This window comes from Candidatus Atribacteria bacterium (genome assembly GCA_011056645.1).
Lineage (GTDB): Bacteria > Atribacterota > Phoenicimicrobiia > Phoenicimicrobiales > Phoenicimicrobiaceae > Sediminicultor > Sediminicultor quartus.
In genome coordinates this window covers 1-4,200 of record DSEL01000178.1, presented here as the reverse complement: position 1 = coordinate 4,200, position 4,200 = coordinate 1, and the positions used below count along the sequence as shown (strand labels likewise).

General features: G+C 34.1%; 5 protein-coding genes. All 5 read left to right on the top strand.

Annotated features, from left to right (window positions below):
- The coding region (locus tag ENO17_07645) for a V-type ATP synthase subunit C (protein ID HER24903.1) at positions 1-428 on the top strand (428 nt) is incomplete at its 5' end.
- Positions 421-747: a V-type ATP synthase subunit F gene (locus tag ENO17_07640; GenBank protein HER24902.1), complete on the top strand. Its 327-nt coding sequence runs from the start codon at positions 421-423 to the stop codon at positions 745-747. The genes ENO17_07645 and ENO17_07640, both read left to right, overlap by 8 nt.
- Positions 747-2,501, top strand: a complete 1,755-nt coding sequence (locus tag ENO17_07635) for a V-type ATP synthase subunit A (protein ID HER24901.1) — start codon at positions 747-749, stop codon at positions 2,499-2,501. The genes ENO17_07640 and ENO17_07635 overlap by 1 nt, the downstream gene beginning before the upstream one ends.
- Before the next feature lie 24 nt (positions 2,502-2,525).
- Positions 2,526-3,938, top strand: a complete 1,413-nt coding sequence (locus ENO17_07630; protein ID HER24900.1) for a V-type ATP synthase subunit B — start codon at positions 2,526-2,528, stop codon at positions 3,936-3,938.
- A partial coding sequence (locus ENO17_07625) for a V-type ATP synthase subunit D (protein HER24899.1) occupies positions 3,922-4,200 on the top strand: 279 nt, incomplete at its 3' end. The genes ENO17_07630 and ENO17_07625, both read left to right, overlap by 17 nt.

Sequence of the window (4,200 nt, the reverse complement as noted above, 5' to 3'; positions counted from 1 at the left end):
ATATAGACCTTAGTAACATAATTGGTTGTATTAGAGCTAAGGTAAGAGGGGAGAGAAAATCCTTTACTAAAGAATTCTTAATCCCAGAAGGTGATTTTAAAATTGATAAAATAATAGAAATATATGATTCACCCTTATCTTCTTGGTTTGAAAAATTAACCCATACGAGTTATAAAAATATAATAGAAATAGGAGTAAATAATTTTCAAAAGAGTAACTCATTAATGGAATTAGAGAAGCAGAGAGATAATTTTATTTTAAATTTCTCTAAAATTGGGAAATACATTACCTTTGGAATTGAACCATTAGTGGGATACATTATCGCTAAAGAGAATGATATCAAGAATATTAGAATAATATTATCAGGCAAGCTAAACAAGCTTTCTCCTGAACAAATCACAGAAAGAGTCCGTGATACTTATGTATAAAATCGCTTTGATCGGAAATAGAGATACTATAATCGGTTTTAAATTACTTGGTGTATCTTTATTCCCCACTGTTAAAAAGGATGAAACTATGGAAATATTGGATAAACTAGTAAATGAAGAATATGCGGCAATATTTGTAACTGAAGATATCGCCTGTCAAATATTTGAAGAAATAAAAAACCTACAAAAAACATCTTTTGCTAGTATAACTATAATACCCAATAAACTAGAGACAAAGTGTTTAGGCTTAAAAACATTAAGAAAAAATATAGAAAAAGCCATAGGAACAGATATTTTATTTAGAAAAGAGGTAGAATAATGGAAACAGCGAAAATAGTTAAGGTTGCTGGACCAGTAGTCGTAGCCAAGGGATTAAAAAATGCCAAAATGTATGATGTAGTTAAAGTTAGCAATCAAAAATTAATTGGAGAAATAATTGAACTAAGTAAAGATTCAGCAACCATACAAGTTTATGAGGAAACTTCAGGAATTGGTCCCGGAGAATCTGTTTTTTCTACTGATATGCCTTTAAGTGTAGAATTGGGACCAGGTCTCATTTCATCAATTTACGATGGCATCCAGAGACCTTTAGATATATTGAAATCTATTAAAGGAGACTTTATCAGCAGAGGGGCAGAGGCGTTTGCCATTGATAGAAAAAAGAAATGGGATTTTGAACCAATTTGCAAAAAAGGAGAAAAAGTAATATCTGGTGACGTTTTAGGTATTGTTCAGGAAAGCAGTATTGTTAAACATAAAATTATGGTTCCCCCAGGAATTCAAGGGGAAGTTAAAGAAATACATAAAGGTAAATTTACAGTTACAGATACTGTTGCCCTCATAAAAGATGGAGAAAATACAACTTACGAAATTAAAATGTTACAAAAATGGCCGGTAAGAACACCAAGGCCACATAAGAAAAAATTGCCTCCTCTTGAACCATTAATTACCGGACAGAGGATTATTGATATGTTCTTCCCCATAACTAAAGGGGGAACTGCCTGTATACCGGGTCCTTTTGGTAGCGGAAAAACCGTAGTGCAACATCAAATATCGAAGTGGTGTAATGCTGAAATTATTCTTTTTATCGGATGTGGCGAAAGAGGTAATGAAATGACCGATGTTTTATTAGAATTTCCGGAATTAATCGACCCTTATTCCGGAAAACCATTGATGGAAAGAACTATCTTAATTGCCAATACTTCCAATATGCCGGTTGCAGCTCGTGAAGCTTCTGTGTACACAGGAGTAACTATTGCCGAATACTATCGTGATATGGGATATAATGTTGCACTTATTGCTGATTCGACTTCCCGTTGGGCGGAAGCAATGCGTGAGATATCCGGTAGATTAGAAGAAATGCCGGGAGAAGAAGGATTTCCCGCATATTTAGGTACCAGAATCTCTAGTTTTTACGAAAGATCAGGAAGAATAATATGTCTTGGTAGTGATGATAAAGAAGGCACTTTAAGCATTGTCGGAGCAGTATCACCACCAGGTGGAGATCTCTCTGAGCCGGTTACTCAAAATACTTTGCGTACTGTTCAAGTATTTTGGAGCTTACAAGATAGATTAGCCTATAAAAGGCATTTTCCGGCAATTGATTGGCTCACTAGTTACTCTCTTTATCTGTCCGGACTAACTGAGTATTACAATAATAAAATTGGAGAAGAGTATATGGAATTACGGAATAAATCTATGACCTTACTCCAGGAAGAAGCAGAATTAGAAGAAATTGTAAGATTAGTAGGTGTTGATGCCTTGTCAGCTAATGAAAAGTTAACATTAGAAACGGCAAAGTCCATCCGTGAGGATTTTTTACTTCAAAATGCCTTTGACCTTACTGATTCATATAGTTCTACAAAAAAACAATATCTTCTTTTGAAGTTAATTATGCTATTTCATGAAAATGCTGAAAAGGTAATTGAAAATGGAGTAACTATGGAAAAATTAAATGCATTACCGGTAAAAGCAAAAATAATTAGGGCAAAATATATAGAAGAAAAAAATTTAAAAGTATTTAGCGAAATTGAAAAAGAAATAATATCTCAAGTTAGTGCAACAGTCAAATAAAGGGAAGGAGATAAAAGAGTAAAGATGATTAAAGAATATTTAACTATATCAGATGTAGCCGGGCCCTTAATTGTAGTAGAAAAAACAATTGATGTAAAATACCAGGAATTAGTTGAGATAGAACTCTCTTCTGGAGAGATAAGAAGAGGGCAGGTACTGGAAATCACCGAAGATAAGGCGATTGTCCAGATATTTGAAGGAACTACCGGGATTGATGTTTCAAATACCAAGATACGTTTTTTAGGTAAGGTAATGGAAATACCTATTTCCCTGGATGTTTTAGGAAGAATATTTGATGGTTCGGGAAGACCAATAGATGATGGTCCTCAAATCATAGCAGAAAAAAAATTAGATATTAACGGTAATCCTATTAATCCTTACGCCCGGGATTATCCAAATAATTTTATCCAAACCGGTATTTCCTCTATCGATGTATTGAATACCTTGGTTAGAGGACAAAAACTACCTATTTTTTCTGGTTCAGGATTACCTCATGCCAAACTTGCTTCTCAAATCGCGCGCCAAGCCAAAGTTTTGGGAAAAGAGGAGAAATTTGCTGTGGTATTTGCCGCTATGGGTATTACCTTTGAGGAGGCTAATTTTTTCATCAGTGATTTTCGAAGAACCGGAGCAATAGAGAAGAGTGTTATGTTTGTTAATTTAGCCAACAACCCGGCGGTAGAAAGAATAATAACTCCTCGAATGGCTTTAACTTGTGCAGAATATCTGGCATTTGAAAAAGATATGCATGTGCTAGTTATCCTTACTGATATGACAAATTACTGTGAAGCCTTGAGAGAGGTTTCAGCTGCCAGAAAAGAAGTGCCTGGTAGACGCGGTTATCCCGGTTATCTATACACAGATTTAGCTAATCTCTATGAGAGAGCCGGGCGAATAAAAGGAAAAAAAGGATCAATAACTTTGATTCCTATTTTAACTATGCCTGAAGATGATAAAACTCACCCTATACCGGACTTAACAGGTTATATTACAGAAGGACAAATAATATTATCCAGAGAATTACATCTTAAAGGAATTTATCCTCCAATTAACGTATTACCTTCTTTGTCTCGTTTAAAAGATAAAGGGATTGGATTAAATAAAACGCGCGAAGATCACCCAAATGTTATGAACCAACTTTTTGCTTCCTACGCAAGAGGAAAAGAAGCAAAGGAGCTATCTGTAATTTTGGGAGAAGCTGCGCTAACAGAAATTGATAAGAAATACGTAAAACTCTCTGATAATTTCGAGAAGTATTTTGTTAAGCAGGGCGAGGATGAAAATAGAAGCATTGAAGATAATTTAAATTTAGGATGGAAATTGTTAACCATTATACCAAAAGAAGAATTAAAAAGAATAAAAGATGAATTTATAGAAAAATATTTACCTACGGACATGCCCGTAGAGGATGAAGGTATCAATGTTATTAAAAGTTAATCCAAATAGAATGGAATTGCTAAGGTTAAAAAAGAGACTCTTTGTCGCAAAACGTGGATATAAACTATTAAAAGATAAAAGAGATGCATTGATCCAGGTATTTGTTCGCTTAGCAAAAGAGAGTAATACTCTTAGGGAGGAATTAGAAGAAAAACTTTTAAAATGTTATGCATTTTTTTCTAATACCTCTGCTTTAATGAGTAAACTAACTTTGGAAGAAACCTTAATGTTTCCCAAAGCAAAAAGTGAAATAGAAGTTACT